Source organism: Nocardioides soli (assembly GCF_014191495.1).
In the GTDB taxonomy this organism is placed as follows: Bacteria; Actinomycetota; Actinomycetes; order Propionibacteriales; family Nocardioidaceae; genus Nocardioides; species Nocardioides soli.
Genome location: NZ_JACHWR010000001.1, coordinates 1,950,053 through 1,974,711, shown reverse-complemented (window position 1 = coordinate 1,974,711; position 24,659 = coordinate 1,950,053). Strand labels below are relative to the sequence as shown.

25 protein-coding genes are annotated in these 24,659 nt (G+C 72.8%); 14 read left to right on the top strand and 11 right to left on the bottom strand.

The features are described from left to right. Positions 1–95 precede the first annotated feature (95 nt). On the bottom strand, positions 96–1,976 hold the full coding sequence (gene typA / locus FHU40_RS09795) for a translational GTPase TypA (protein ID WP_183591998.1): 1,881 nt from the start codon (positions 1,974–1,976) through the stop codon (positions 96–98). A 121-nt stretch (positions 1,977–2,097) separates the two neighbouring features. On the opposite strand from typA, the gene FHU40_RS09790 reads away from it, so the two are divergent. From FHU40_RS09790 to FHU40_RS09780, 3 genes are all read left to right on the top strand, one after another. Continuing rightward, positions 2,098–2,583: a GtrA family protein gene (locus FHU40_RS09790; protein ID WP_183591997.1), complete on the top strand. Its 486-nt coding sequence runs from the start codon at positions 2,098–2,100 to the stop codon at positions 2,581–2,583. Next, positions 2,580–3,047, top strand: a complete 468-nt coding sequence (locus FHU40_RS09785) for a lecithin retinol acyltransferase family protein (RefSeq protein WP_183591996.1) — start codon at positions 2,580–2,582, stop codon at positions 3,045–3,047. Before FHU40_RS09790 ends, FHU40_RS09785 begins: the two co-directional genes overlap by 4 nt. An 83-nt stretch (positions 3,048–3,130) precedes the next feature. Further along, entirely contained in the window at positions 3,131–4,447 is a 1,317-nt protein-coding gene (locus FHU40_RS09780) for a protealysin inhibitor emfourin (protein WP_183591995.1), read from the top strand. Positions 4,448–4,538: 91 nt separating this feature from the next. On the opposite strand, the gene FHU40_RS09775 is transcribed toward FHU40_RS09780, so the two are convergent. Then, positions 4,539–5,297 (bottom strand): SDR family NAD(P)-dependent oxidoreductase, encoded by a 759-nt coding sequence (locus FHU40_RS09775; protein WP_183591994.1) that lies wholly within the window; start codon positions 5,295–5,297, stop codon positions 4,539–4,541. A 100-nt stretch (positions 5,298–5,397) separates the two neighbouring features. Here FHU40_RS09775 and FHU40_RS09770 point away from each other — a divergent pair, with 100 nt between their 5' ends. From FHU40_RS09770 to FHU40_RS09760, 3 genes are all read left to right on the top strand, one after another. Further along, entirely contained in the window at positions 5,398–5,778 is a 381-nt protein-coding gene (locus FHU40_RS09770) for a hypothetical protein (protein ID WP_183591993.1), read from the top strand. 62 nt (positions 5,779–5,840) lie between these two features. After that, a complete protein-coding gene (gene mshA, locus FHU40_RS09765) occupies positions 5,841–7,115 on the top strand; it encodes a D-inositol-3-phosphate glycosyltransferase (RefSeq protein WP_183591992.1) in 1,275 nt (424 codons plus the stop codon). Then, positions 7,112–7,603, top strand: a complete 492-nt coding sequence (locus tag FHU40_RS09760; RefSeq protein ID WP_183591991.1) for a type III secretion system chaperone family protein — start codon at positions 7,112–7,114, stop codon at positions 7,601–7,603. The genes mshA and FHU40_RS09760 overlap by 4 nt, the downstream gene beginning before the upstream one ends. 91 nt (positions 7,604–7,694) lie before the next feature. Here the strand turns inward: FHU40_RS09760 and FHU40_RS09755 are convergent, their stop codons facing one another. The 3 genes from FHU40_RS09755 to FHU40_RS09745 form a co-directional block, all read right to left on the bottom strand. After that, positions 7,695–8,651 carry a DMT family transporter gene (locus tag FHU40_RS09755; RefSeq protein WP_343057807.1) on the bottom strand — a complete coding sequence of 319 codons (957 nt, stop codon included), beginning with the start codon at positions 8,649–8,651 and terminating at the stop codon, positions 7,695–7,697. A gap of 377 nt (positions 8,652–9,028) precedes the next feature. Further along, a complete protein-coding gene (locus FHU40_RS09750) occupies positions 9,029–9,706 on the bottom strand; it encodes a response regulator transcription factor (protein ID WP_183591990.1) in 678 nt (225 codons plus the stop codon). Next, positions 9,703–10,848, bottom strand: a complete 1,146-nt coding sequence (locus FHU40_RS09745; protein WP_183591989.1) for a sensor histidine kinase — start codon at positions 10,846–10,848, stop codon at positions 9,703–9,705. Before FHU40_RS09745 ends, FHU40_RS09750 begins: the two co-directional genes overlap by 4 nt. Positions 10,849–10,971: 123 nt before the next feature. On the opposite strand from FHU40_RS09745, the gene phoU reads away from it, so the two are divergent. Continuing rightward, complete coding sequence (gene phoU / locus FHU40_RS09740) at positions 10,972–11,628, top strand: phosphate signaling complex protein PhoU (RefSeq protein WP_183591988.1); 657 nt, start codon at positions 10,972–10,974, stop codon at positions 11,626–11,628. A gap of 608 nt (positions 11,629–12,236) precedes the next feature. On the opposite strand, the gene FHU40_RS09735 is transcribed toward phoU, so the two are convergent. From FHU40_RS09735 to FHU40_RS09725, 3 genes are all read right to left on the bottom strand, one after another. Next, entirely contained in the window at positions 12,237–12,980 is a 744-nt protein-coding gene (locus FHU40_RS09735) for a phosphoglyceromutase (protein WP_183591987.1), read from the bottom strand. Between the two features lie 20 nt (positions 12,981–13,000). Continuing rightward, positions 13,001–13,531, bottom strand: coding sequence for a hypothetical protein (locus FHU40_RS09730; RefSeq protein ID WP_183591986.1), 531 nt, complete (start codon positions 13,529–13,531; stop codon positions 13,001–13,003). A gap of 88 nt (positions 13,532–13,619) precedes the next feature. After that, the gene (locus tag FHU40_RS09725; protein ID WP_183591985.1) at positions 13,620–14,507 is read right to left on the bottom strand and encodes a UbiA family prenyltransferase; all 888 of its coding nucleotides are present in this window, start codon (positions 14,505–14,507) and stop codon (positions 13,620–13,622) included. A 199-nt stretch (positions 14,508–14,706) separates the two neighbouring features. Between FHU40_RS09725 and FHU40_RS09720 the strand changes: the two genes are divergently transcribed. Further along, complete coding sequence (locus FHU40_RS09720; RefSeq protein ID WP_183591984.1) at positions 14,707–15,192, top strand: CarD family transcriptional regulator; 486 nt, start codon at positions 14,707–14,709, stop codon at positions 15,190–15,192. 59 nt (positions 15,193–15,251) lie between these two features. Beyond that, complete coding sequence (locus FHU40_RS09715; RefSeq protein WP_343057805.1) at positions 15,252–15,806, top strand: 2-C-methyl-D-erythritol 4-phosphate cytidylyltransferase; 555 nt, start codon at positions 15,252–15,254, stop codon at positions 15,804–15,806. Between the two features lie 30 nt (positions 15,807–15,836). Here FHU40_RS09715 and FHU40_RS09710 read toward each other — a convergent pair whose 3' ends face one another. Together FHU40_RS09710 and ispF are read right to left on the bottom strand one after the other, a co-directional pair. After that, positions 15,837–16,508 (bottom strand): IspD/TarI family cytidylyltransferase, encoded by a 672-nt coding sequence (locus FHU40_RS09710; protein WP_183591983.1) that lies wholly within the window; start codon positions 16,506–16,508, stop codon positions 15,837–15,839. Positions 16,509–16,517: 9 nt separating this feature from the next. Continuing rightward, the gene (ispF, locus tag FHU40_RS09705; protein ID WP_183591982.1) at positions 16,518–17,015 is read right to left on the bottom strand and encodes a 2-C-methyl-D-erythritol 2,4-cyclodiphosphate synthase; all 498 of its coding nucleotides are present in this window, start codon (positions 17,013–17,015) and stop codon (positions 16,518–16,520) included. Positions 17,016–17,047: 32 nt separating this feature from the next. On the opposite strand from ispF, the gene FHU40_RS09700 reads away from it, so the two are divergent. Next, entirely contained in the window at positions 17,048–18,616 is a 1,569-nt protein-coding gene (locus FHU40_RS09700; RefSeq protein ID WP_343057804.1) for a molybdopterin-dependent oxidoreductase, read from the top strand. Continuing rightward, a complete protein-coding gene (locus FHU40_RS09695; protein WP_183591981.1) occupies positions 18,609–19,388 on the top strand; it encodes an SDR family NAD(P)-dependent oxidoreductase in 780 nt (259 codons plus the stop codon). Before FHU40_RS09700 ends, FHU40_RS09695 begins: the two co-directional genes overlap by 8 nt. A gap of 105 nt (positions 19,389–19,493) precedes the next feature. Here the strand turns inward: FHU40_RS09695 and FHU40_RS28910 are convergent, their stop codons facing one another. Continuing rightward, positions 19,494–20,705, bottom strand: coding sequence for a C39 family peptidase (locus FHU40_RS28910; RefSeq protein ID WP_183591980.1), 1,212 nt, complete (start codon positions 20,703–20,705; stop codon positions 19,494–19,496). Positions 20,706–20,728: 23 nt separating this feature from the next. Here FHU40_RS28910 and cysS point away from each other — a divergent pair, with 23 nt between their 5' ends. Genes cysS through FHU40_RS09675 form a run of 3 tightly spaced genes read left to right on the top strand, consistent with a single transcriptional unit; the run spans position 20,729 to position 24,654 of the window. Then, complete coding sequence (gene cysS, locus FHU40_RS09685; protein ID WP_183591979.1) at positions 20,729–22,114, top strand: cysteine--tRNA ligase; 1,386 nt, start codon at positions 20,729–20,731, stop codon at positions 22,112–22,114. Between the two features lie 21 nt (positions 22,115–22,135). After that, positions 22,136–23,080, top strand: a complete 945-nt coding sequence (gene rlmB, locus FHU40_RS09680; protein WP_183591978.1) for a 23S rRNA (guanosine(2251)-2'-O)-methyltransferase RlmB — start codon at positions 22,136–22,138, stop codon at positions 23,078–23,080. 2 nt (positions 23,081–23,082) lie between these two features. Then, positions 23,083–24,654 (top strand): metallophosphoesterase, encoded by a 1,572-nt coding sequence (locus FHU40_RS09675; protein ID WP_221199543.1) that lies wholly within the window; start codon positions 23,083–23,085, stop codon positions 24,652–24,654. Positions 24,655–24,659: the final 5 nt, after the last annotated feature.

Genomic DNA, 24,659 nt, shown 5'->3' with positions numbered 1-24,659 from the left:
TCAGAGCCGCTGCCGCCGGCGCTACTGCTCGCCTTCCGGGTTTCGAGACGCGACGTCTCGACCTTCGGCGCTGATCGGTGGGCTCGCAAGCTCGCTCACCGGCGCCTCGCGCGGGCAGCGATCTTCGCCCGCTCGTTGGCGTCGAGCACGACCTTGCGGATCCGCACCGAGTCGGGGGTGACCTCGACGCACTCGTCGTCGCGGCAGAACTCCAGGCACTGCTCGAGGGAGAGCTTGCGCGGCGGGATGAGCTTCTCGAAGTTGTCGGAGGTGGCGGACCGGATGTTGGTCTGCTGCTTCTCCTTGGTGATGTTGACGTCCATGTCGTCGGCGCGGGAGTTCTCGCCGACGATCATCCCCTCGTAGACCTCGGTGGCCGGCTCCACGAACATCACGCCGCGCTCCTGCAGCGACGTCATGGCGTACGCCGTGGCCGCGCCCTTGCGGTCGGCCACCAGGGAGCCCGAGGCGCGCGAGCGGATCTCGCCGGCCCACGGCTCGTAGCCCTCGGAGATGTGGTGGGCGATGCCGGTGCCGCGGGTGGTGGTGAGGAACTCGGTGCGGAAGCCGATCAGGCCGCGCGCCGGCACCAGGAACTCCATCCGCACCCAGCCGGTGCCGTGGTTGGTCATCTGCTCCATCCGGCCCTTGCGGGTGGCGAGCATCTCGGTGATCGCGCCGAGGTACTCCTCGGGTGCGTCGATGGTGAGGCGCTCGACGGGCTCGTGGACCTTGCCGTCGACCTCCCTGGTGACCACCTGCGGCTTGCCGACCGTCAGCTCGAAGCCCTCGCGGCGCATCTGCTCGACCAGGATCGCCAGCGCGAGCTCGCCGCGGCCCTGGACCTCCCAGGCGTCGGGGCGCTCGGTCGGGAGGATCCGCAGCGACACGTTGCCGATCAGCTCGGAGTCCAGGCGGTCCTTGACCAGGCGGGCGGTCACCTTGGCACCCTTCACCTTGCCGACGAGCGGCGAGGTGTTGGTGCCGATCGTCATCGAGATCGCCGGCTCGTCGACGTGGATGAGCGGCAGTGCGATCGGGTTCTCCGGGTCGGCGAGCGTCTCGCCGATGGTGATGTCGGGGATGCCCGCGACCGCGACGATCTCGCCGGGTCCGGCCGACTCGCCCGGCTTGCGCTCGAGGCCCTCGGTGATGAGCAGCTCGGTGATGCGGACGTTCTTGACCTCGCCGTCGCGGCGGATCCACGCGACGGTCTGGCCCTTCTTGAGGTTGCCCTGCTTGATGCGCAGCAGTGCCAGGCGGCCGAGGAACGGCGAGGAGTCGAGGTTGGTGACGTGGGCCTGCAGCGGCGCGCCCTCGTCGTACGTCGGGGCGGGAATCGTCTCGAGGATGGTCTTGAAGAGCGGCTCGAGGTCCGGGGAGTCGGGGAGCTCGCCGTTGGCCGGCTGCTCGAGGCCGGCCACGCCGGCGCGGCCCGACGCGTAGACGACCGGGAAGTCGAGCGCGTCCTGGCGGTGGCCGTCGTCGAGCAGGTCCATGAAGAGCTCGTAGGTCTCGTCGACGACCTCGGCGATCCGGGCGTCGCCGCGGTCGGTCTTGTTGACGACCAGGATGACCGGCATGTCGGCGTTCAGCGCCTTGCGCAGCACGAAGCGGGTCTGCGGCAGCGGGCCCTCGGAGGAGTCGACCAGCAGCACGATGCCGTCGACCATGGACAGCCCGCGCTCGACCTCGCCGCCGAAGTCGGCGTGACCCGGGGTGTCGATGATGTTGATCGTCATGCCCTCGGGCGCCGACGGGCCGTTGTAGTGGATCGCCGTGTTCTTCGCGAGGATCGTGATGCCCTTCTCGCGCTCGAGGTCCCCGGAGTCCATGACCCGCTCGGCCACGCTCTCGGCCTCGTGTTCGGTGAAGGCTCCCGCCTGGCGGAGCATCGCGTCGACGAGCGTGGTCTTGCCGTGGTCGACGTGAGCGACGATCGCGACGTTGCGGAGATCGGTGCGGGGAGTGGCCATGCGCCTGCTGGGTCCGTTCGGGTTGGCTGAGTCGGCCCGACCGGGCCTCGGAGATTCTACGGGCGCCGGCCCCCTCGACCCGCATCGTGCCGCGTGGGACGACGCGGATACCCTCGGCTGGGTGAACACGCCCGTCGCCACGACCACGAAGGTCCGCGCCCTCCTCGGTGAGGTGCTGCGCTTCCTGACCGTCGGTGGCGCCGCCACGCTGGTGTCGCTGGTCGGGTTCAACGTCCTCGTTCACGGACTCTTCATCGGGGCCGCTCCGTTGGCGAACCGGCCGATCATGACGTTCGTGCTGGTCAACGTCGTGGCGGGCGTCGTGGCGTACGTCGGCATGCGCGCCTGGGCGTTCCGGGACCGTCAGGTGCAGGACCCCGCGACCGGGCTGATCCGGTTCTTCGGGCTCGGCGCGCTCACGATGGTCGTGCCGGTGGTCTGCTTGTGGGTGAGTCGGCACCTCCTCGGGCTGACCGGTCCCGTGGCCGACAACGTGGCGGCGAACGTCGTCGGGCTCGGCCTCAGCGTCGTGGCTCGATTCTTCGTGTTCCGGCGCTACGTCTTCGGGCAGGTCGCGGTGCCCGAGCCCTGCAGGCCGGCGGCATGAGCCGGGGCGACCACATCTTCGTCCGCCGGGGCCGCCGCTACACCCACCACGGCATCGACTGCGGCGACGGGACGGTGATCCACTACGTCGGCGGATGGGGGTCGATCCGGCGCATCGAGCGGACCTCCTGGGAGACGTTCGCCTGCGGCTCGGAGGTGTTCTCGCGCGAGTACCGCCAGCGCCTGTCGGTCGAGGAGATCGTGCGCAACGCGGAGTCGCGCCTGGGCGCCAACGGCTACCACCTGGTGCGCAACAACTGCGAGCACTTCGCGACCTGGGCCTCGACCGGCTCCCCGGCGAGCCGCCAGGTGCGCCGGTGGGCGATGGCCGCGCCGGGCGCCGTCGTCTCGTTCGGCGTCGCCGACGCCGCCGGCGTCCACCTGGCGCTGGTCGGCGGCCTGGGGGTGGGCGCCTACGCCCTCACCCGTCAGAAGCGTCGCGCCGACTCCACCGAGGACGTCTGACGCGACGGTGTCCCCGGGCGCACCTACGGTGGAAGCATGTCTCGGATCGCCGCCATCGGCCTCCCGCTCGACCGGGTGCCGTCGTGACCTGCCGCTTCGTGCCGCCGTACCTCCTCGCCCGGGTCGCCCCCGCGAGCCTGGCGATCGATGCGGCGCTGCGCGCGGGCCGGACGGTCCCCGTGCCGGCGCGCTCCCCGGTGCTCGCGGCACCCGCGCCCGCCTGGACGGTGCACTCGGCGGACCGCACCACCGACCTGCCCGGCCGGGCGGTGCGCTCGGCCGGCTCCGCCGCGTCCGGTGACGTCGCGGTCGACGAGGCCGCCGACGGGATCACCGGGGCGCTCGCGCTCTTCGCGGAGGTCTACGGCCGCGCGTCGTACGACGACGCGGGCGCGCCGGTCAGCCTGACGGTGCACTACGGGCAGGACTACGACAACGCCTTCTGGGACGGCGTACAGCTGGTCTTCGGCGACGGCGACGGCCGGGTCTTCGGCCGGTTCACCCGGCCGGTCGACGTGCTCGGACACGAGTTCACCCACGCCGTCACCGAGCACACGGCCGGGCTGGTCTACCGCGACCAGCCCGGTGCGCTGAACGAATCGGTCTCCGACGTCTTCGCGTCCTGCCTCAAGCAGCGGCTGCTCGGGCAGACCGCCGACGGCGCGGACTGGCTGATCGGCGAGGGCCTCTTCCTCCCGGGCGTCCGGGCGCGGGCGCTGCGCGACATGGCGGCGCCGGGCACGGCGTACGACGACCCGGCGTTGGGCCGGGACCCGCAGGTCGGCTCGATGGACGACTACGTGTCGACCACCGACGACAACGGGGGCGTGCACCTCAACTCCGGCATCCCCAACCGCGCCTTCCAGCTCGCCGCCGTCGCCCTCGGCGGCGCGACCTGGGAGGGCGCCGGGCGGATCTGGTACGACGCGCTGACCGGCGGCGCGGTCGGCCGCGACACCGACTTCGCGGGCTTCGCCGCGGCGACGATCGCGGCGGCGGGCGCCTCGGCCGACGCGGTGGGTGCTGCCTGGGACGCCGTGGGGGTCGCGCCCTCCGGATCGGGCGCCATCGCCGGAGCCCCGGCGTCCGGCACCGTGCCGTCGCGGCGGGTCTCGGTGCGACGTACCGGTGGCTTCGCCGGGCTGCGCACCGTCGGCGAGCTCGACCTCGACGGCGACGATCCCCGCGGCCCGGAGGTCGCCGCGCTGGTCGACCGGGTCGACCTCGCCGCGGTCGCCGGCGGCCCGCCCCGGCCCGACCGGTTCGTCTACGACTTCGACCTCTGCGGTGACTGCGCCACCGTGCCCGAGCAGCACCTCACCGCCGACCTGCGCCGCCTCGCCGACCTGCTCCTCGATGACTCCCGCACCGACCCGCGTGGAGCGCGCTGGCGCGACTGACGGGATAGTCCGTCACGTTCTGGTTGCCCCGAGGGCGCTTCGACAACTAGAACGTGACGGACTATCCCGGCGACGCCAGGCCCCCGCGGCCTCAGCCCTCGCGGTGGACCTTGTGCTGCGCCGCCTGCGCCCGAGGCCGGATGACCAGCTCATCGACGTTCACGTGTGGCGGCCGGGTGACCATCCAGGTGATCGCGTCGGCGATGTCGTCGGCGGTGAGGGGCGCGGCGACCCCGGCGTACACCGCGTCGGCCTTCGCCCGGTCGCCCTCGAAGCGGACCAGCGCGAACTCGTCGGTCTTCACCATGCCGGGCGCGATCTCCATGACCCGCACGGGCTGGTCCCACAGCTCCAGCCGCAGCGTCTCGGTGACGACCTGGGTGCCGTGCTTGGCGGCGGTGTAGCCGGCCCCGCCCTCGTAGGCGATCCGGCCAGCGGTCGACCCCACGTTGAGGATCGCCCCGGCGCCCGTGGCGACCAGTGCCGGCAGCAGCGCCTTGGTCACCTGCATCAGGCCGATCACGTTGACCTCGTACATCCGCCGCCAGTCGTCGCCGTCCGCCTCCGCCACCGGGGCCGCCCCGAAGGCGCCGCCGGCGTTGTTGACGAGTACGTCGAGCCGGTCGCCGACCACGGACGCCAGGTGCGCGACGGACTCCTCGCTCGTCACATCGCACGCCACCGCCGTGCCGCCGATCTCGTCGGCCAGGTCGGCGATCCGGTCGCCGCGTCGCGCGGCGCAGTACACGTGGTAGCCGGCGGCAGCCAGCCGACGGGCGGTGGCCGCTCCGATGCCGCTGCTGGCGCCGGTGACGACCGCGGTCCGGGACGGGGTCGGGAGGGAGGTCATGTCGCCATTCTCGACGACCCGGCGCCAGGAACACGTTTCATCCTGCCTCCGGCGAGGGATGCTCTCCGGTCGTGCCTTGAGACGGCCGGAAGGAGAGACGGTGCGTACCCCTGCTGCCCTCGTGGGGCTTCTCGGCGGGCTGGCCTGGCTCGGCTCCCTCGCGCTGGCGCGCAACGACCGGACCGGCCTGGCCGAGGTCGTCGAGTGGGTCGGCCTGGCGCTCCTGCTCGCCGCCGCCGTGGCGGCCGGCGCCGGCCTGGTCTCCCGCTCGACGAGATGGCTGCGGGTCACCGTGGGCGTCTGCTTCGCACTGCTCGTCTGGTGCCTGGTGCAGCTGGTCGCCGGGAGCGGCGACGAGCGGCTCGCGCACGCCGGCCTCGGCCTGTTCGCGGTCGTCGTGGCCAGCATCGTGATGGCCCGCCGGCCGCACCCGGCCCCCGCCGCCGGCGGGCACCGGGCCCGGGGCGCCCACGCACGCTGACTGGACCGGCGGGAATTCCCCGCGCCGGATCGGTGTTCACCCGTGTCGGACCGTCAATCGAGATGACCGAGGTGCCCGTGGAGCCGATCCGGCGTGTGGCGATGATCAGCCTGCACACCTCCCCGCTCGACCAGCCCGGCACCGGCGACGCGGGCGGCATGAACGTCTACGTCATGGAGCTGGCGCGCCGCCTGGCCGGCCAGGGCATCGAGGTCGACATCTTCACCCGGGCCACCAGTTCGGCCCTCGACCCGATCGTCGACCGCGGCGACGGCGTGGCCGTGCGGCACATCCACGCCGGCCCGTTCGAGGGGCTGACCAAGACCGAGCTGCCCGGCCAGCTCTGCGTCTTCGCGCGCGAGGTGCTGCGCGCGGAGGCCGCGCAGCCGGTGGGTCACTACGACGTCGTGCACTCCCACTACTGGCTCTCCGGCCAGGTCGGCGCGCTCGCCCGCGACCGCTGGGGAGTGCCGCTCGTGCACTCGATGCACACGATGGCCAAGGTCAAGAACGACGCCCTCGCCGCGGGCGACACCCCGGAGCCGTCGGCGCGCATCATCGGCGAGGAGCAGGTCGTCGGGGCGGCCGACATGCTCATCGCCAACACCGACCTCGAGGCCAAGCAGCTGATCAACCTGTACGACGCGGAGCCCGCCCGGGTCGAGGTGGTGCACCCCGGTGTCGACCTCGACGTGTTCCGGCCCCACGACCGGGCGCGGGCGCGTGCGGACCTCGGGCTCCCCGTCGACGCCGCCGTCCTCCTGTTCGCCGGCCGGATCCAGCCGCTCAAAGCGCCCGACGTGCTGCTCCGGGCGGTCGCCGAGCTGCTCGACCAGCGTCCCGGGCTCCGCTCGCGGCTGGTCGTTCCGGTCGTCGGGGGCCCCTCCGGCAGCGGGCTCGAGCACCCCGAGTCGCTCGCCCAGCTGGCGACCGCGCTCGGCCTCGACGGCGTCGTCCGGTTCGTCCCGCCGGTCGCGCAGGACGAGCTCGCCCGATGGTGCTCGGCGGCCACCCTGGTCGCGGTGCCGTCGTACAACGAGTCCTTCGGTCTGGTCGCCGCCGAGGCCCAGGCCACCGGCACGCCGGTGGTCGCCGCCGCGGTCGGTGGCCTGACCACCGTGGTGCGCGACGGCCACAGCGGGCTGCTCGTCGACGGACACGACCCGCGCGCCTGGGCCGACGCGCTGCGCCGGGTGGTGGAGGACGACGCGCTCCGGCTCCGGCTCGAGGGTGGCGCGCTCGCCCAGGCCCGGCGGTTCTCCTGGCGGCACACCGCCGAGGGCACGCTCGCCGTGTACGAGCGGGCGCGGGCCGAGATGGCACAGTCGCTGGCATGAGCAGCGTCCCCGACCCCCGGCAGGTGATCCGCGACCATCTCGCCTCGGCCGAGGTGGCCTACGACGAGGTCGCCGACGGGGTCTTCTCGTTCTCGCTGCCGGGCGAGAAGAAGCTCCAGACCGCCGTCCGCCTCGACGTCGGCCCGCACGCGCTCGGCGTCCACGCGTTCGTCTGCCGCCGGCCCGACGAGAACCACGAGCGCGTCTACCGCTGGCTGCTCGAGCGCAACCTGCGGATGTACGGCGTGGCGTTCGCGCTCGACCGGCTCGGCGACATCTACCTCGACGGGCGCCTTCCGCTCGCGGCCGTCACCCCCGAGGAGCTCGACCGCCTGCTCGGCTCGGTGCTGACCTACGCCGACGAGTCGTTCAACGCCATCCTCGAGCTCGGGTTCGCCACCTCGATCCGTAAGGAGTGGGAGTGGCGCAAGCTGCGTGGCGAGCCGACCGCGAACCTCGAGGCCTTCCGCGGCTGGCTCGAGGGTTGAGTCGGGACTTTCGGCCAGTTCAGTCCGGACTTCTGGTCGCCGGCCTGACCAGAACTCCCGACTCGGGTGGCCAGAAGTCACGACTCGACGGTCAGGCCGGGGCACTCGTCTGCGCGGCGGCCGGGCGGGCCTTGCGCCGGGCGACGGCCACGCCGACCAGGGCGAGCGCGCCGCCGACGTACGCCATCGAGGGCGGGGTCTCGTCGAGGAAGACCAGACCCATCACGATGGTGATCGGCGGGACCAGGTAGGTGGTGACGCCGAGGTTGCTGGCGCTCATGTGTCGCAGGGCGTAGGCGTAGGTGGTGAACGCGATCGCGGTCGGGAAGACCCCGAGGTAGACCAGCCACAGGCTGGACGACACCGGCGCCTCCCGGGCCTGGTCGACCAGCTGCCCGATGAAGGGCAGGCACACGATCGCGCCGACCGTGCATGCGAGCCAGGTGACCTGGATGGCCGGCAGCCGGGCGACCAGCGGCTTCTGCAGGATCAGGCTGATCGAGTAGACCAGCGCGGAGAGCAGGCACAGCGCGACGCCGAGCATGTCGTGGTTGCTGCCCTCCCCGGACGACTGGGCGGTCGAGAGGCTGATCAGCCCGACGCCGGCGAACGCCAGGGCGAGGCCGGCGGCGAGGTAGGCGGTGAACCGCTCGTTGAGGAAGATCGACGCCAGCACGGCGATCAGCACCGGCGAGACCTGGATCAGCATCGCGGCGGTGCCGGCGTCGACCCGGCGCTCTCCGGCGTTGAGCGCGACGTTGTAGACGCCGAACCACAGCACGCCGATCGCGATGATCGACACCCACTGCCGGCCGGTCGGGCGGGGCAGGCCACCGGGCAGCAGCAGCGCGACGACGCCGAGGCAGAGCGTGCCGACGAGGAGCCGGCCGAGCGAGAGGGCGCCGGGGGAGAAGTCGTGGCCGAGGTGTCGGATGCCGACGAACGCCGACGCCCAGAACACCAGCGTGACCCCGACCGCGGCCAGTGGCAGCCAGGTCGCCGGCGCGCTCGTCGGCTGCTGGCTGGACCGGGTCGTCGTACTCGTCACCGACCCAGACTAGGGACGACCGCCGACCCCCGACACGCGGTTTCCGGACGTGGTTGCGCGATCCGCTGCCAACGTGGGCACGACCCGTGTCCTCTGCGGGGTCACAGGTCGATCTCGACACGCCCGTCGCCGCTTCGTCCCTCAGCGGCGGGGCTGCTCGATCAGTCCGCGCCCACGCGTCGGGCTCGTCCCTCGCCCGTCGCTGCGCGGCCGGCGCGCTCGACCTCCTCGCCTTCGGCTCAGAGGTCGATCTCGACACGCCGGTCGCCGCTTCGTCCCTCAGCGGCGGGGCTGCTCGATCAGTCCGCGCCCACGCGTCGGGCTCGTCCCTCGCCCGTCGCTGCGCGGCCGGCGCGCTCGACCTCCTCGCCTTCGGCTCAGAGGTCGAGCTTGTAGCCCAGCCCGCGCACGGTGACAAGGTACTTGGGCTCGCTCGGGTCGGGCTCGATCTTGGCCCGCAGCCGCTTCACGTGTACGTCGAGGGTCTTGGTGTCGCCGACGTAGTCGGAGCCCCACACGCGGTCGATGAGCTGGCCGCGGGTGAGCACCCGACCGGGGTTGCGCAGGAACATCTCGAGCAGCTCGAACTCCTTGAGCGGCAGCCGCTGGGCGGCGCCGTCGACGGTCACGACGTGGCGCTCGACGTCCATCCGCACCGGGCCCGCCTCCAGCGTCGCCGGGGCGAGGTCGGGCTCCTGGCCGCGCCGCAGCACCGCGCGGATGCGCGCGACGAGCTCACGCGGGGAGTAGGGCTTGGTCACGTAGTCGTCGGCGCCGAGCTCGAGGCCGACCACCTTGTCGACCTCGTCGTCCTTGGCGCTGACCATGATCACGGGGACGCTCGAGCTCTGCCGGATCTGGCGGCACACCTCGGTGCCGGGGATGCCCGGCAGCATCAGGTCGAGCAGCACGATGTCGGCACCGTTGCGGTCAAACTCCGTCAGGGCGGCGTTCCCGTCGGCCGCGATCGCGACCTCGAATCCTTCCTTGCGGAGCATGTAGGCGAGGGCCTCGCTGTAGCTCTCTTCGTCCTCCACGACGAGTACCCGGGTCACCGGCTTGCCTCCTGGCTCTCCCTGACGGAGAGGTAGCGGGGGAGGGACAGGGTGAACGTGGACCCCTGACCCTCGACTGACCATACGTGGACGTCCCCGCCGTGCGTGGCGGCCACGTGCTTGACGATGGACAGGCCGAGGCCGGTGCCACCCGTGGAGCGGTGCCGGGCCGGGTCGACCCGGTAGAACCGCTCGAAGATCCGGTCGATCTCGTCGGCGGGGATGCCGATGCCCTGGTCGACGACGGAGATCGAGACATGCTGGTCGTCCACCTTGGTGGAGACGAGCACCGTGGAGCCCGGCTCGGAGTACGACACTGCGTTGGCGACCAGGTTCGCGACCGCGGCCGTCACCTGCTCCTCGTTGCCGAGCACGTCGAGGTCGTGCGTGCCGCTGGTCACCACCGAGATCTGCTTAGAGGCGGCGTCGATCGCGCTGGTGTCGACGGCGATGCGGATCACCTCGGCGATGGAGACGGGCACCGGCGTCTCCAGCGGGTCGTCGCCCTGGAGCCGGGACAGCTCGATCACCTGCTGGACCAGCCGCGTGAGGCGGTCGCTCTCGGTCAGCATCCGCGCCGAGAACCGCTTGACCGCATCGGGATCGCCGGCCGCGTCGTGCACGGCGTCGGCCAGCAGCCGGATCGCGCCGACCGGCGTCTTCAGCTCGTGGCTCACGTTGGCGACGAAGTCGCGGCGCACGGCCTCGACCCGGCGCTCGCGGGTGCGGTCCTCCACCAGCGCGAGCACCAGCCGCGCGCCCAGAGGTGCGACCCGGGCGGTCACGTGCCGCGACGGAGAGCCCGCCCGTGTCATCACCAGCTCGGTCTCGCGGATCTGCCCGTCGCGACGTACCTGCTGCACCATGGCGGCCAGCTCGCTCGACACCAGCTCCTGGCCGCGGACCAGGCCCATGGAGTAGGCGGGGGCCGAGGCCTTCAGCACGGTGTCGCTGTCGTCGACGACGACGGCGCTGCTGCGCAGGACCGAGAGGACGGTGGCGACGCCCGGGGGTACGACGGGCTCGTCGGTCGCCGCGACCGGGTGCTGCTCGCGGTCGCTCACGTGCCAGGCGAGCACGGCGCCGCCGGCGACGACCGCGCCGATGAGTGCGGCGAGGAACGCCTGCGTCGTCGCATCCACACCATGAATCGTACGAGTGGATTCACCCGGGGTTGGTCTCCGGACGGCCTCGCTCGCCATAAGTTCATCCCGCGTTCACGGGCCGTCCCCCGTGGGTCATCTCGGCTGCCTAGGCTCGCCGCCATGCGAGAGGCCTTCAGCGAACAGCTCGACACCATGTTCCAGGACCTGGCGACCATCTGCGGCGACGTCGAGACCGCGGTCCGCCTGGCCACCGAGGCGTTGCTGCGCGGCGACGCCGAGACGGCCGAGCGGGTGATCAGCGGCGATGTCGAGATCGACCTGGCGCGCGAGCGCGTGGAGGACTCCGCCTTCCTGCTGCTGTCGCTGCAGCAGCCGGTCGCCAGCGACCTGCGGACCGTGGTCGCCGCGCTGCGGATGGTCAGCGAGCTGGAGCGGATGGGGGACCTCTCCGTGCACGTCGCGAAGATCGCCCGCCTGCGGGTCCCCAACCTCGCGGTGCCCGACGCCGTCACCCCGCTCATCGAGCGGATGGCCGCGGTCGCGGAGGACATGGTGGTCCGGGTCTCCAAGATCATCACCGACCGCAACGTCGACGACGCCCTCGCCCTCGTGCACGCCGACGAGGAGATGGACCAGCTGCGCCGGGCCAGCTTCGCCGAGCTGCTCTCCGCCGACTGGTCCCACGGTGTCGAGGCCGCCGTCGACGTCGCCCTCCTGGGCCGCTACTACGAGCGGATCGCCGACCACGCCGTCTCGGTCGCCAACCGGGTCGTCTTCGTCGTCACCGGGGAGCACCCGGGCGCGGTCGACCGCTGACCGCTCGGTTCATTGATGGGCCTGGCCCGATGAGTCCTGGCCCGATGGGTCTGGCCCGATGAGTCCTGGCCCGATCTGTCGGTCCCGATGGGCAGATACCCAGTGACGATGTGGTTGTTCCCAGCTGCCCGGAACGACCGCAACGTCACTGGGTATCGCTGTTGGGGTCGGGCTGGTCTCGTGGGGGTTGGGCCGGGTTGGTGCGGGGTCCGGCCCCGGTCGGAGTGCCGGTGGCAGGTGCCGGTGGGCAGATACCCAGTGACGATGTGGTTGTTCCCAGCTGCCCGGAACGACCACAACGTCACTGGGTATCGCTGTTGGGGTCGGGCTGGTCTCGTGGGGGCTGGGCCGGGTTGGTGCGGGTCCGCCCCGGTCGGAGTGCCGGTGGCAGGTGCCGATGGGTCGATACCCAGTGGCGATGTGGTTGTTCCCAGGCGCCCGGAACGACCACAACGTCACTGGGTATCGCTCGCAGGTGCCGAGCGGGGGAGAGCTGCCCCTTGGCTCGCTGGATTTCGACGCGCCCGTCGCGACCTCCTTCGTCGGTCGCGGGGCTTGCTCAATCTCCGTGACCCGACGCGGCCCGCGACTTCGTCGCGGGCCGCTGGTCACCGACCCTGGTTGGCGACGGCGGCCGCGGCCTCGGCGGCGGCCGCGGGGTCGAGGTAGCGGCCGCCCGGGACGGTCGGCCGCAGCGACTCGTCGAGCTCGTAGACCAGCGGCATGCCGGTGGGGATGTTGAGGCCGGCGATGTCCTCGTCGCTGATGCCGTCGAGGTGCTTGACCAGCGCGCGCAGGCTGTTGCCGTGGGCGGCGACCAGAACGGTCCGGCCGGCGCGCAGGTCGGGGACGATCGCGGACTCCCAGTAGGGCAGGAACCGGGCGATGACGTCCTTGAGGCACTCGGTGCGGGGCATCTCGTCGCCCAGGTCGGCGTAGCGGACGTCATCGGCCTGCGACCACTCGTCGGCGTCGTCGATCGGCGGCGGGGGTACGTCGAAGGAGCGCCGCCAGAGCATGAACTGCTCCTCGCCGTACGCCTCCAGGGTCTCCTTCTTGTTCTTCCCCTGGAGCGCGCCGTAGTGACGCTCGTTGAGGCGCCAGGAGCGCTTGACCGGGATCCAGTGCCGGTCGGCGACGTCGAGGGCGGCCGCGGCGGTGTTGATCGCGCGTCGCAGCAGCGAGGTGTGTACGACGTCGGGCAGGATGCCGGCGTCGCGGATCAGCTCGCCCGCGCGCACGCCCTCGGCGCGGCCCTTGTCGTTGAGGGGGACGTCGACCCACCCGGTGAAGAGGTTCTGGGCGTTCCACTCGCTCTCGCCGTGGCGGAGCAGGACGAGCTGGTAGGTCATGGCGCCTTCCGGAGGAGGGGTCAGTGCTCGACTTCGGGGGTCGGAGGCCCGCAGTCCTCGACGGGGGTGCCCGTCTCGGCGGTGGCGTCCAGGCCGGCGTACTCGTCGCAGTCGGGCACCGACGGCACGTCCATCGTCACGGAGGTGCCGTCGCCGAACGAGAAGGTCAGCGACAGGAAGGCGCCCACCTCGTAGTCGCCCTCGACCGTGATCGGGGTGTCGGCGTCGGCCAGGTTGACATAGCCGCTCGGGGCGATCTCGATCGGGTCGAAGTCGCCGATCGTGAGGTCCTCGCCCTCGATCGCGTCGACGGTGGCGGACTCGGTGGTCTCCTTGTTGACGAACGTCGTGATCAGCGTGCCCGATCCGCCCTCCGCGCTCACCACCACGGCGGAGAGCACGTCGACGTTGCCGCTGCGGTCGTTGGTGCCGGCACCCGGCGTGTAGACGCGGTCGGTCGCGTAGTCGAAGCCGCAGGAGGTCAGCGCCGAGGCGGCGAGCACGAGCGCGCCGGCGGCGGTGAGCAGACGAGCGGAACGGCGAAGCTGCATCTTCAGGGCCTTCACGAGGGGGCAGGGGGTTGTTCGGCGACAGCCTAGCGGTCGCCGACGGGCACGATCTGACGGGTCGGTACCCGGCTCAGTGGCTGAGCCCGACGGCGCTCCCGAGCACGAGCAGACCGGCCAGGGCGAGCATCGTCCAGGCCAGCGAGACCATCAGCAGGCGGGGGGCCCCGATCCGCAGCGCGACCCGCAGCGGCAGGTGCCGATAGCCGTCCTCGTGGTCGGCCACCAGCCCCGGCAGCGCGCAGAGCACGTGCACGCCGACGCCGAGCAGCGCCGCGACCACGACCATCGCGACCTGGGGCGGGGCGCCCTCGGCCTGTCCGCCCCAGCCGCCGTACGACAGGAACGCCGGGTAGAGCGCGTACGACGCCGCCCACGTCACCCACGAGAACCAGCCCTTGCGCAGCATCAGGCTGCCGAGCAGGCCGATCACCACCGAGCCGAGGTAGCAGCAGCCGGCCACCACCCCGTTCGAGATCGCCAGCGGGATCAGCACGAGGACCCCGCACACGAAGGCGAACCACGCGTTGCCCGGGTCGAGGAGGCCGTCGGCGATCGGCTTGCCGCTCGGCGCCCGCCGGGAGTCGCGGCGACGGTCGACGAGGTCGTTGAACCAGCCCAGCAGCGCCTGGCCGACCAGCGCGGTGGCGAGCACCAGGGCGACCTCGCGACTGGGCCGGCCCGCGAGGGCCGCGGCGATGGCGAGTCCCCCGGCGGTGAGGGCGCCGAGCCGTGGGTGGGCCGCCCGGAGCAGCAGCACCGGCGTCGCGTCGGTCAGCGCGCGGCGCCGCCACGGCCGGCGCCGCCACGGCCGGCGCGGCTGCCGTGGCGGGTCGTCGAACCCGTCGCGACCGGGCAGCTCGGTGGTGACCGGCGCGCTCGCGGGGGCGTCGGCGGAGTCGCTCCCGGACTCGGACGGCGCGGCCGGTTGCTTCCTCCGTCGGCGCAGGGTGGGCGACATACCCGGCAGTATCGTCCAGCGGGCGTCGGGCCATGCCTCACTGGCCCCACGAGTGTCGCGGCGGGTCTCCCGGACCGGCCGGCCACCACACCACCTGCGGTTCTGTCAAGCCGGCAATGTGCCCCTGACCTGCGCAAACGATCTCGGCGTCCCTTCGAGAACGTGTTAGAATCTTCACCTAGGAAGGGGTACCTGACATATGACTTTCACCGTCGGCGAAACGGTTGTTTACCCAAATCACGGGGCCGCGGTCATCGAGGACATCGAGACCCGGACCATCAAGGGGGAGGACAGGCAGTACCTCGTACTTCGCATCGTCGCCCAACAGGATCTCGTCGTCCGGGTGCCGGCGTGCAACCTCGACCTGGTCGGTGTCCGCGACGTCGTCGACAAGGAGGGTCTCGACCGGGTGTTCGACATCCTGCGCGCGGCGCACGTCGAGGAGCCGACCAACTGGTCGCGGCGCTACAAGGCGAACCTCGAGAAGCTGCACAGCGGTGACGTGATGAAGGTGTCCGAGGTCGTGCGCGACCTGTGGCGCCGGGAGCGCGACCGCGGTCTGTCGGCCGGTGAGAAGCGGATGCTGGCGAAGGCGCGCCAGATCCTGGTCTCCGAGCTCGCGCTCGCCGAGCACACCAACGAGGACAAGGCAGAGGCGCTCCTCGACGAGGTGCTCGCCTCCTGAACGCCGCTGACGAGGCCCCCGGATCTTCCGGGGGCCTCGTCGCATTTAGGTTGGAGCATGTGGAGTACGACGAGCCGACACCCGCGCTGGGCACCGTGGTGGACGAGGGCCGCGGACGGCTGCCGTACACCCTGATCCACGGTGAGGCGCTGGTCGCCGCGGCCGCGTGGGCGCTGGGCGAGGCCGGCGTGACGCCGGTCGACGCGGGTACGCCGTGGGCGGCGCTCGTCGCGTCGGGCGAGCCCTTCGTGCTGCACGACCCGCTGTGCCCGATGACCCCGCCGTCGTTCGTCGCCGACTGTGTCGCGCGCGCCGTCGAGCGTGGCTGCGTGGTGGTCGGGGTGCGCCCGGTCACCGACACGGTGAAGGTCGTCGAGGGCGGCGCCGTCGGCGAGACCGTCGACCGCGACCTGCTGGTCACGGTCGCGTCCCCGATCGTGCTGCCCGCCACCGTCGTGGCGGCACTCTCCGGACTGCCGACCACGGACTTCGGCGCGCTGGTGACCGAGCTGCGCCGGCGCTACCCGGTCGAGCTGGTCGAGGCGCCGCCGGCGGCCCGCCGGGTGGGCTCGGCGGACGACGTCCGCGTGCTCGAGGCGCTCACCGCACCCTGATCGGGCCGGTGGTCCGGCCGCCGGATCGGCTCAGGCCAGGCGCAGCGCCAGGTCGAGGTCCTCGGGGAAGGTGACCTTCAGGTTGGCCGGGCTGCCCGGCACACGCGCCACCGGCAGCCCGGTGTAGCGCGACCAGCAGGCGGCGGTGTCGGTGCCGTCGAAGCCCTCCGCCGCCGCGGCGGTGTAGGCGGCCAGCAGCTCGCGCGCCCGGAACGCCTGCGGCGTCTGGACCCCGTCGAGCTCCCCCGGCAGCGCGCGGGCGTCGAGGGCGACCAGCCCCGTCAGCCGGACCCCGGGAAGGGCGCCGCCGGTCTCGCGGGCGGCGGTGATCGTGGCGGCGAAGAGGTCGCGGCCGGCCAGCGGCCTGGCCCCGTCGTGGATGGCGATCACGTCGAGCTCGCCCGCGCCGATCTCGGGGGCCAGCGCCTGCAGCGCCGCCCACTCCGAGCCGTGCCGGGTGGCGCCACCCTCGACCAGTCTCACCTCGCCCTCGCCGAGATGGGGTGCGAGCGCGGCCGCCACGTCGGCGGCCTCGCCGGGGCGCACCACCACGAGGACGCGGCGTACGTCGTCGAGCGCGAGTGCGTCGCGCACCGACCAGGCGAGCACGGGGCGGTCGCCGAGCGGTAGCAGCACCTTGTTGGAGCCGGCACCCACCCGGGAGCCGAGGCCGGCGGCGAGGATCACGACGGCGGCGGGCATCCGGCGAGTCTACGGAGGGGGAGCGGCCGGGCGCGCCCAGACCATCGCGGTCGCGATCGCGGCGACCCCCTCGCCGCGTCCGGTCAGGCCGAGCCCGTCGGTGGTGGTGGCGGAGACGCTCACCGGGGCGCCGGCGGCGGTCGAGAGCGCGGCCTCGGCCTCGGCACGGCGGGGTCCGAGGCGCGGCCGGTTGCCGATCACCTGGATCGCGACGTTGCCGATCTCGAAGCCCGCGGCGCGCACCCGGGCCGCGGTCTCGGCCAGCAGCGCAACACCCGCGGCGCCGGCCCACTGCGGCTCCGACGTACCGAAGTGGGAGCCCAGGTCGCCGAGGGCCGCGGCCGACAGCAGCGCGTCGCAGGCGGCGTGCGCGGCGACGTCGGCGTCGGAGTGGCCCTCGAGGCCCTGGGGCTCGTCGGGCCAGGCCAGGCCGGCGAGGTGGAGCGGCACGCCGTCGACCAGTCGGTGGACGTCGGTTCCGACGCCGACCCGGGGGAGTTCCTGCACACGCAGATCATGCCTGAGCCACAATCGGTCTGGTGAGGACGTCCCGCGGCAGCTGGTCGGTCGCCGGCTTGGCGGCCGGGTTCGCCGGCCTCGCCGCCAGCTACGGCGCCGCGATGGTGCTGACCACCCGCGACGCACCGCTCACCGCCGTGGCCGAGGGAGTCGTGCGGCTCACGCCCGGCGTGGTGGTCGAGCGGGCGATCCGGTTCTTGGGGCACTGGGACAAGCCGTTTCTGCTGCTGGTGATCCTGATGCTGTGCGCGGTGCTGTTCGCCTGGGCCGGGCGGCTCGCGCGCCGCTCGTGGTGGGCGCCCGTCGTCGTGTACGCCGGGCTCGCCCTCGTGGGTGGGGTGGCCGTGTGGTCGCAGCCCCGCACCGGCACCATCGACCTGCTGCCGGTCGCGGTCGGGTTCGCGACCTGGCTGGTGTGTCTCTCGCTGCTCACCGAGCCGCTGCGCCGGCACGAGCGGGCCGAGGTGGTCGCGGCCGCCGCGCCGACGACGGTCGCGACGGGGACGGCCGACCACACACGCCGTGCCTTCCTGCTCCGCACCGGGTTCGTCGTCGCCGGTGCCGTCGTGGTCGGCGCCGTCGGCCGCGTCGTCGGCAGCGGCCGCCGGCACGTGGAGGAGGCCAGGCGGCTGCTGCGGCTGCCGGGAGTCACCGAGCCGGAGCTGCCGGCCGGGGTGCGGGTCGGGCTGGAGGGGCTGGAGCCCTGGGCGACGCCGGCGACCGACTTCTACCGGATCGACACGGCGTTCGTCGTCCCGACCGTCGACCCGGCGGGCTGGCAGCTGCGCATCCACGGCATGGTCGATCGCGAGATCGTGCTGAGCTACCGCGACCTGATCGCGCGGCAGGTCACCCAGGCGTGGGTGACGCTCAACTGCGTCTCCAACCCGGTCGGCGGCGACCTGATCGGCAACGCGTGGTGGAGCGGCGTCCGCATCGCCGACCTGCTGCGCGAGGCCGGGGTCCAGCCCGGTGCCGACGCGGTGCTGCAGACCTCCGACGACGGCTGGACGTGCGGTACGCCGCTCGCCGCGCTCACCGACGGCCGCGACGCGATGCTCGCCGTGGCGATGAACGGCCACCCGCTGCCGATCGACCACGGCTTCCCGGTGCGCACGATCGTGCCGGGCCTCTACGGCTACGTGTCCGCGTGCAAGTGGGTCGTGGACCTGGAGGTGACCAGGTTCGACGACATCGAGGCCTACTGGACCCAGCGTGGCTGGGCCGAGCAGGGCCCGGTGAAGATCGCCTCGCGCATCGACGTGCCCGGCGACGGCGGCGAGATAGCGGCGTCCGGGGGCCGGGTCGGTGGCGTCGCGTGGGCCCAGCACGACGGCATCTCCGCGGTCGAGGTCTCGGTCGACGGCGGGCCCTGGCAGCGCGCCGAGCTCGGTCGGGTGCCGAGCGCCGACACCTGGGTGCAGTGGGCCGCGACGCTCGACGTCGAGCCGGGCGAGCACACCCTGGCGGTGCGGGCCCGCGACGCTCACGGCGAGGCGCAGACCGGCGAGGTGCACGACACCGTGCCCGACGGCGCGACCGGATGGCACACGATCAGCTTCGAGGCGAAGGAGTCGGTGGATGGGTGAGCTCAGTGAGCGGCCCGGTGCGGCGCTCGTCGTCGGCGGGAGCGGCGGGCTCGGTCTCGCGATCGCGCGGATGCTGGCGAGCCGGGGCTCGCACGTCGCGGTGACCTACCGCTCCCGGCCCGAGGCTGGGGAGCAGGTCGTCGAGGCCGCGCGGGAGTGGGGCGTGCACGCGTCGGCGCACGCCCTCGACCTCGCGGCGCCGACGGCGGTCGTCGACGCCGCCTCGGTCGTCGACGCGGTGGCCGAGTCTCGGGGCGGCCTGCACACGCTGGTGTACGCCGCGGGGCCGCACATCCCGATGACCCATCTCTCCGCCGTCGCCCCGGCGACGATGGCCGAGCAGCTGGCCGCCGATGCGGCCGGATTCTTCGCCGTCGTACAGCCCGCGCTGCGGCACCTGCGTGAGAGCGAGGGCTCGATCGTCGCGGTGACGACCGCCGCCACGACGCGCTTCCCTGTGCGCGACGGGCTCTCCTCGGCGCCCAAGGCCGCGGTCGAGGCGATGGTGCGTGCGCTCGCGGTCGAGGAGGGCCGCTACGGCGTCCGGGTCAACGCGGTCGGGCCCGGCATGCTCACCGACGGCATGGCCGCCCGGCTGATCGACTCCGGCGAGCTCTCCGAGGAGGCGCTCGCCGTCGCCCGCCGCAACATCCCGCTGCGCCGCTTCGGCACCGCCCACGACATCGCCGAGGCGGTCTGCTTCCTGGCCTCCGACCGCGCCGGGTTCGTCAGCGGGCAGAAGCTGGATGTGGATGGGGGTTACGGCGCCTAGGCTGCTTTGCGACTCCCCGGGTTTCGACGCGCTCCGCGCGAGTTCGCCAGCTCACTCGCGGTCGCTTGCTCAACCACCGGTAGCGGATCCGCCGGCGCGGTTCCGCTACCAGTTTCCTCGCGGGCTGACCGGCAGCGGATGGGCGGCGTCGGCGATCACGTAGACGGTGCCGCCGGAGGCGGGGAGCCAGACGTTCTCGAACTCGCCGCGGTCGTAGGTACGCCGCACGGCGGCGTCGCTCGCGGCGGCCGGGTCGTTGACGACCACGTCGCCGGTGTCGGTGAAGCCGCTGATCACCAGCAGGTGCCCGTTGGACGACGAGATCGGCGCCCCGGTCAGCTGACCGCGTCCGAAGGCGATCGACGCCACCAGCGGGATGCCCGCCTGGATGAAGAGCTCGGCCTCGCGCAGCGACCGCAGCCGGGTCACGAAGGCGCGGTCGACCAGCGTCGCGGCGTACGCCGTGTTGAAGGGCCAGTTGCCGGTGCCCCGGTAGGCGTAGTCGTAGGTCATCCGGGCCGCGTGGTCGACCCACGGGTCGACGTGGTTCGCGGGCACCGAGGCGTAGGCCGCGGCGTCCGGCAGCGCGCCGTAGTAGCCGAGCACCATCGACGTCGACGTGGGCGAGCACCACGCCTCGCCGCCCGCGCCGTACTCCGGGTAGTGGCCGCGATGGATCATCTGGGAGTACCCCGGCACGTCGAGCACGATCCCGCTCGCCGGACCCGGCTTCGAGGTCGGCACCGACGAGACGTCCGGCAGGCGGGACGCCACCGCGCCGACCGTGTCGACGAAGGGCGAGCGGGCCTGGCCGGCCCGGCGCACCAGCGTCACCCGCAGCTGGTACGCCGTGACGCCGCCGGGCACCGCCCAGGTGTCGACGCTGACCGACCCGAGGTCGTCGCGCTGCGGGCCCTTGGTCGTACGCCGGAAGAACCGGTCGTGCTCGGCCCAGACGCCCAGCGTGTCCCAGCTCGACGTCGTCGTGCCGGTGCGGCCGCGCACGTCGATGCGGATCCGGCTGTTGCCCGGCGTGCGCGCGTCCCACGACGCGATCAGCCGGGTGAGCCGGAAGCCGGGCTGCGCCCAGGGCGAGCGCCAGATGCCGGCACGGGTGTCCGGTGGCAGCGAGATCCGGCCGCCGGCGCCGACGCGAACCCCGGCGAGCGTGCCGGAGCGCAGCTCCGTCGCGGTGTCCCACTGGGCGTAGTCGATCCGTCGTGCCGGCGCGCCCGAGGCGGGTGCGGCGGCGAGGAGCGGCGCCACGAGGGCGCCGGCGAGGACGGTGGCCAGGATCGGCAATGTCGGGCGGCTCACCCACAAACCCTAGACTTCCCGGTGTGACCTTCAGGCTGTACGACACCGCGACCCGCGAAGTCCGTGACTTCGTTCCCCTCGAGGAGGGGAAAGTGGGCCTCTACGTCTGCGGCCTCACCGTGCAGTCCGAGCCGCACGTCGGCCACGTGCGCTCGGGGGTGAACTTCGACGTCCTGCAGCGCTGGCTGCGCCACCTCGGCTACGACGTGACCTTCATCCGCAACGTCACCGACATCGACGACAAGATCCTGACCAAGTCGGCCGACCAGGGCCTCGCCTGGTACGAGCTCGCCTATCGGATGAAGCGCGAGCTCGACCGGGCCTACGACGCGCTCAACGTCGCGCCGCCGACCTACGAGCCGGCCGCCACCGGCCACGTGCCCGAGATGATCGAGCTGATCCAGCTGCTGATCGACGGGGGGCATGCGTACGCCGCCGCGGACGGCTCCGGCGACGTCTACTTCGACGTCCGCTCCTGGCCGCAGTACGGCGAGCTCACCCACCAGCGCATCGACGACATGGAGGCCGCCGAGGACGCCGATCCGCGCGGGAAGCGGGACCCGCGCGACTTCGCGCTCTGGAAGGGCCGCAAGGACTCCGAGCCCGAGACCGCGTCGTGGCCGAGCCCATGGGGCCGCGGACGCCCGGGCTGGCACATCGAGTGCTCGGCGATGGCCGGCAAGTACCTCGGCTCCGCCTTCGACATCCACGGCGGCGGCGTCGATTTGCGCTTCCCGCACCACGAGAACGAGCAGGCCCAGTCGCGCGCGGCCGGCCAGCGGTTCGCGTCGTACTGGATGCACAACGCCTGGATCACCACCGCCGGCGAGAAGATGAGCAAGTCGCTCGGCAACTCGCTGACGATCCCCGCAGTGCTCCAGAAGTACCGGGGCATCGAGCTGCGCTACTACCTGCTGGCCGCCCACTACCGCAGCCACGTCGAGTTCAGCTTCGACGCGCTCGACGAGGCCGCCGCCGGCTTCCGCCGGATCGAGAGCTTCCTCGACCGCGCCGGCGACGTGGCGGCGGGCGAGCTGCCGGAGGCCTTCGTCGCGGCGATGAACGACGACCTGGGCACGCCCGCGGCCATCGCGGTCGTCTACGACACGGTGCGACAAGGAAATGCCGCGCTGGGCAACCGGGACGACGCGACGCCGTACGCCGCGCAGGTGCGGGCGATGCTGGGCGTGCTCGGCCTCGACCCGGCCGACCCGGTCTGGGCCGGCGCCGCCGACGACCAGCGGCTCACCGACGCGGTCGACGCGCTCGTCGCCGGGCTGCTCGAGCAGCGCGCACAGGCCCGCGCCGCCAAGGACTTCGCGACCGCCGACGCGATCCGCGACCGGATCAAGGCGGCCGGCGTCGAGGTGGAGGACACCCCCGACGGACCGAAGTGGAGCCTGGCCTGATGACCGGTGGAAGGCACTGACGTGGCTGGCAATTCGCAGCGCAAGGGCGCGATCCGCAAGAGCAGCAAGGGCAACCCGACCGCGGGGTCGGGCGGCCGGGTGCGCCGCGGCCTCGAGGGCAAGGGGCCGACGCCGAAGGCCAAGGACCGGCCTTACCACGCCGCGCACAAGGCGGCGAAGCGTGCCGAGAAGGATCAGGCCCGTCGGCCCAAGCGGCGCACGTCGAGCGACGCCGAGTGGGTCGCCGGCCGCAACTCCGTCGTCGAGGCGCTGCGCGAGGGTGTGCCCGTCACCGCGCTCTACGTCGGCGAGGGTGCCGAGCGTGACGGCCGCATGCGCGAGGCGTTCCAGCTCGCGGCCGACCGGGGCATCAAGCTGCTCGAGGTCTCCAGGTCCGAGCTCGACCGGATGACCGGCGGCGCGGTGCACCAGGGCCTCGCGGCGCGGATCCCGGCGTACGAGTACGCCCACGCCGACGACCTCCTCGACGCTGCCGCGGTCAACGCCGAGAAGCCGCTCATCGTCGCCCTCGACCAGGTGACCGACCCGCGCAACCTCGGCGCGGTCATCCGCAGCGCGGCCGGCTTCGGCGCCCACGGCGTACTCATCCCCGAGCGCCGCGCGGCCGGCATGACCGCCGCCGCGTGGAAGACCAGCGCCGGGGCCGCGGCCCGGATCCCGGTCGCGCAGACCGTCAACCTGGTGCGCCAGCTCAAGGCCTACCAGGAGGCGGGCTGCATGGTCGTCGGCCTCGCGGCCGACGGCGACGTCAGCCTGCCCGACCTCGACCTGGCCGACGGGCCGCTGGTCGTCGTGGTCGGCTCGGAGGGCAACGGCCTATCGCGCTTGGTCTCCGAGACCTGTGACCAGCTGGTGTCGATCCCGATGGCCAACCAGCTCGAGTCCCTGAACGCCGGCGTCGCGGCGTCCGTGGCGCTCTACGCGATCGCGGAGGCGCGTCGCTGACCGTGCCGGCGATCGGGCGACCAGCGCTCAGGGCCCTGGCCTACGCCGGGGCCTGGCTGGTCTGTGCGGTCGTGGTCACCGCGGCGGTGTTCTTCACCAGCAGCCGGCAGGTCGAGCTGGCGAGCCACGACGCGGTCGTGCGCCCGACCCTGAGTGGCGAGGCGGTGCTGTTCACCGGACCGGTCTTCCCCGACGTACGCGTGCCGGGCATCGGGATGCTCGGCGTCGACATCCGCCTGGACAAGACCGACGTCACCTCCACCGACGAGCTGGTGCGCCGCTACGCCTACATCGCCAGCCAGCCGGAGGGCCAGATCACGAAGGTCGGCGACGCGGTCGAGGGGATGCTGCTCAACGCGGCGCTGAGAGGCGCGATCATCGGCCTGCTGCCGATCGGCGTCTGGCTGCTCGTCGGCCGGGCCCGGCGTCGCGAGCTCGCCGGCCGTGTCCACCTGCCGCAGGTGCTGATCGGGATCGGCGTCGTGGTCGTGCTGGGCGTGGGACTCCTCCAGCCGTGGACCGAGGGCGAGGCCGTCGAGGACGAGGACGGCGGCTGGGTCTCGCTCCAGGACTTCCTCGGTCCGCAGGTGCCGCTGCCCGACGGCCTCGAGGAGGTCGAGGTGCGCGGCGACGTGACCACGGCGCAGACCCGGCGACTGGTCGAGAGCGCCATCGACACCTACGACAAGAGCAAGGTCTTCTACGCCGAGGCGGCCGAGGAGGCCGCGACGCTCGACCTGCGCCAGCCGCGCGAGGGCGACACGGTCGTCGCGTTCGTGTCCGACCGCCACGACAACATCGGCATGGACCGGGTGGCCCGGGCGATCGCCGACCGCGCGGGCGCCACCGCGGTGTACGACGGCGGCGACGACACCTCGTCCGGCAAGAGCTGGGAGGCGTTCTCCCTCGACTCGGTGTCCGAGGCGTTCAGCGGGCTCGACCGCTGGGCCGTCGCCGGCAACCACGACCACGGCGACTTCGTCCACGACTACCTGGCCGACCACGGCTGGACGATGCTCGACGGCGAGGTCGTCGAGGGGCCGGGCGGCACCACGCTCCTCGGCGTCGACGACCCGCGCTCGAGTGGGCTCGGGTCGTGGCGCGACGAGACCGGGTTGAGCTTCGACGAGGTCGAGCACCGACTGGCCGACGCCGCCTGCGACGCCGACGAGCGGCTCACCACGATGCTCGTCCACGACGCGAACCTGGGCCGCGAGGCCCTGGCCCGCGGCTGCGTCGACCTGGTGCTCGGCGGCCACCTGCACGTGCGCGGCGTGCCGACGCGCGTCGACGGGCCGGACGGCGAGGTCGGCTACACCTACACGACCGGGACGACCGGCGGCGCGGCGTACGCGATCGCGATCGGCAGCAAGCCGCGCCGCGCCGCCGACGTCAGCCTGGTCACCTACCGCGACGGCCGGCCGGCCGGCATCCAGTGGGTCACGCTGCAGCCCAACGGCGTCTTCCAGATCGGCACCTTCGTGCCGCTGCTGTACCCCGAGGCGGACGCCGACTCCGGCGCGGACCGGGGGCGGGACTCCGACGGCGGCTCGTCGGAGGCGCCCTCCGACTGACGTCC